General features: G+C 63.7%; 2 protein-coding genes. Both read left to right on the top strand.

Features of this window, described 5'->3' with window-relative positions; genetic code table 11:
* The first annotated feature begins 250 nt into the window (after positions 1-250).
* Positions 251-1,360, top strand: coding sequence for an alpha/beta fold hydrolase (locus tag AC4D2E_RS17625; RefSeq protein ID WP_490953468.1), 1,110 nt, complete (start codon positions 251-253; stop codon positions 1,358-1,360).
* Positions 1,357-2,601, top strand: a complete 1,245-nt coding sequence (locus AC4D2E_RS17620; protein ID WP_490953467.1) for an AI-2E family transporter — start codon at positions 1,357-1,359, stop codon at positions 2,599-2,601. The genes AC4D2E_RS17625 and AC4D2E_RS17620 overlap by 4 nt, the downstream gene beginning before the upstream one ends.
* The last annotated feature ends 599 nt before the right edge of the window (positions 2,602-3,200 follow it).

The following is a 3,200-nucleotide window of genomic DNA, read 5'->3' as shown; positions in this document are numbered from 1 at the left end:
TCCGAGGCCAGCGCATGTTGTTCGCCGCTTCGCGGCTGTCGAGCAAGGCCCTACACAGATGAAGCAAACATGCATTCGTTGGGTTACGGCCCGCGATACGTCGTGTGGCGGCGTGTGCGACTTGTCGTGGCCGTACCCTTCGTCGCCCGTGCACCGCGGACGAGCACATGGAACCCCGGAGAGTGTCCGACGCTGGTCCTTCCGTGGCCGGTGTTACTACTGCGTGTTACTACTGAGAGAGGACGCCGTTATGAAGAGCCGTTCACCGTCGGCCCGCACATCGGCCATCCCACATGCCACCGCTATGGCAACCAGCCTGGCAACCGTGCGGGATGCCGTTCGCTCGGTCTTCTGCTCCGCTGATCGTGCATCGGGGCCTTCGCCCGTGGATCGTCGTTCGTCGGTGGATCGTTCACATTTTTCCCCTGTGGCGGGTCGTTCCGGAGCTCGATCCCTGTCAGGTCAGGGCATCCGGGACGTGGTGTGCGATGACGGTGTCCGCCTGTGGGTCGAAACCGACCCGCAGCCGGGCAGCGCCGTAACGGTAGTCTTCGTGCACGGTATCGGGTCCGGCCTGCAAGAGTTCGATGAGCAGCGCGCCGATCTGTCGGGTCAGGCGAGCTTGGTCCTGTACGACCTGCGGGGGCATGGCGGCAGCGAGATCGGGCCGTCCGGTAACGTTACTCTGCAGCGCTTCGCCCGGGACCTCGCCACTGTCATCGACGAGACGACCGATCCGGGTGACCGCATCGTCCTGATCGCCCACTCCCTGGGCGGGATGGTCACCCTGTCGCTGATCGACGCCCAGCCGGAATTGGTTGGGAACAGGGTTGTGGGCATCGCCCTGATCTCCACGGCCGCCGAACGGATTGCTCAGGTCGCCACCCCCGATCCCATTGCCGTTGGACTGGTCAGAACGCATGCAGCCCACGGGTTGCTGCGCGTCGCCGCATGGTGTGCTCCGGCCCTCGATGCCCTGAAGCCAGCCCTGACCCTGCCCGGCCGGTGGTGGTTGCGCCACACGATGTTCGGCCCGTACGAGCCGCCGCCTGGACTCTTGAGTGCGAAACAGAATCTGTGGGCTCATACGCCGGCTGCGGTCATCGTCTCCACGTACCGGTCGCTGATGGACTTCGACCGGTCCCGGGCCCTTGGGATACTCGGGCGGATACCTGTACTGCTCGTGACCGGGACCGATGACCGGACCATACCCGCACGGCGCAGCAATCACCTCGCAGCTCAGATCGGCGCCACGGCCGAACTGCTCACCATCGACGGTGCAGGGCACAGCGTGAACCAGACCCACGCACCTGGGGTCAATGAGGCCATCCACAACCTCATCCGAAGGGCACAGGCATGAACTGGTTCCGCCGCCCCTCCCCTTCCTCCGAATCACGCACCAATTCAGATCCCAGCGTGAGAGACGAGGCACGCCTCGGGGTTGCAACCGGAGCTGCAATGGGACCCGGGCCGCTTGACGGCCCCCAGCCGAAACTTCCGGCTGGGCTTCACCCGGGATCCCACCCTGCCGGAGCTCCGGCCAGTGTCTGGGCGTCCCGGTCGGGCAAAGTGCTGGTCGCAGCGCTGCTGGTCATTCTGGCGTGTATCGTCGCTCTTGCAGTCGGGTCGGTCCTGATCCGGTTGCAGCTCATCGTCGTGCCCGTGCTGATCGCGCTGCTGCTGGCTTCGGCGATCAGCCCGTTCGTGGATTTTCTTCGCCGACGCGGTGTGCCGACCCTGCTGGCCGTGTGGATCGCACTCCTGACCGGCATCATCGTCATCGGTGGCCTCGGCTGGGCCGTCATCCATTCCCTCACGTCGCAGTGGAGCCAGATTGCGTTCAACTCCGATATCGGGTTCGACCGGCTTGAACGTCAGCTCGCGTCAACGGCACTGCCTTTCACCGAGGAGGAACTGCGGCAGGCCCGGGAATCGGCGGTGCAGTCTTTCTTCAGCGGGTTCTCCGTCGGGGACGCACTCGGCGCCCTGACCATTCTCGCAAACGCTTTCACTGCAATCCTCTTGACGATCGTGGTCCTGTTCTTCTTCCTTAAGGACGGCAGGTCTATGTGGATCTTTCTCACCCGACCCCTGACCGGGCCCACCCTGCATCGGACCCAGCATGCCGGCGAACGGGCAGTCACCACGATGGGCGGCTACCTGCGCGGGACGACGATCATCGCCCTCATCGACGCCGCGGGTATTGGGGTGGCCATGTTCTTCCTGGGTGTCCCGTTCGCCCTGCCGTTGACCATGATCATCTTCCTCGGCGGCTTCGTCCCGGTGATCGGCGCAACTATCACCGGGCTCTTCGCCGTGCTCGTCGCCTATGTGACCAGCGGCGTCGGCGTGGCTATCGGCCTGGCGATCGCCGTCGTCGTCGTGCAGCAGACCGAAGGCAACCTGCTCCAACCTCTGATCATGGGCAAGGCTGTCAAGCTGCACCCCGTCGTGATCCTGCTCGCTCTCGGCGCCGGCGCGATCCTCGCAGGAGTGATCGGGGCGGTTCTTGCAGTCCCGGCGTGCGCGGTGGCATGGGCGGCCATCAAGGCCTGGAATGAGAAACCTGCCCAGGGCTCCCACGCTGTCCAACCTTCCTGACCACCCCGACATTCGTGGTGGTTGCCACCGCACCTACCCTGACGCCACTCCCCGGGGGTGAGATGGCGTGGAGGATGTGTGGGTTGGTGGTGGGGCGATGATCGCCCAATGATTCTCGGCTAGTTTTAGGCGTCGTTGGGCACGATATCGCCGTATTGGTCGACGGTCCCATCAATGACCGGCAGTTCAGTTTCCTCGTCGGAGGTCACCGAGATCATGGCGGTCATATTCGTTCCGGGCTGCACGTTCGCGGTCTCGAACACCGTCAACGTGCCGCGAGATTGAGGATCGTACCTGCCGGTACGAGGACGGAAACCTCATCGTCGTCATCGCGTAACGTCATTTTCAGGGACATATTGCTCTGGTTCCCGAGGGCACCCAGGAACCTGGCCGGTGCTGCGTTCTGGTCGAGGGGACGATCCGGTGACGGTGTATTAGCTGACTGGGTGGACATCACACTCTCCTACCTAATCGGTGGTCTTATGAGCATCCCGCACGGCGAAAAACAACGGGGTGACAGTCACGAACTGTTACGAGCAGTGGGACCGCGGAAAACCTCGAGCTGTGGAGGCTGCACACGGTCCACAGAAATAGACAGC

The sequence above is a fragment of the Arthrobacter sp. TJ-265 genome (assembly GCF_058269135.1).
Note: the sequence above shows the minus strand (reverse complement) of the source record. Positions and strands in the feature narration are given on the sequence as shown.

What these genes read in the sequence shown, in the direction of transcription:
- AC4D2E_RS17625 (WP_490953468.1), top strand. Translation starts at nt 251, where the DNA reads ATGAAGAGCCGTTCACCGTCGGCCCGCACATCGGCCATCCCACATGCC.
- AC4D2E_RS17620 (WP_490953467.1), top strand. Translation starts at nt 1,357, where the DNA reads ATGAACTGGTTCCGCCGCCCCTCCCCTTCCTCCGAATCACGCACCAAT.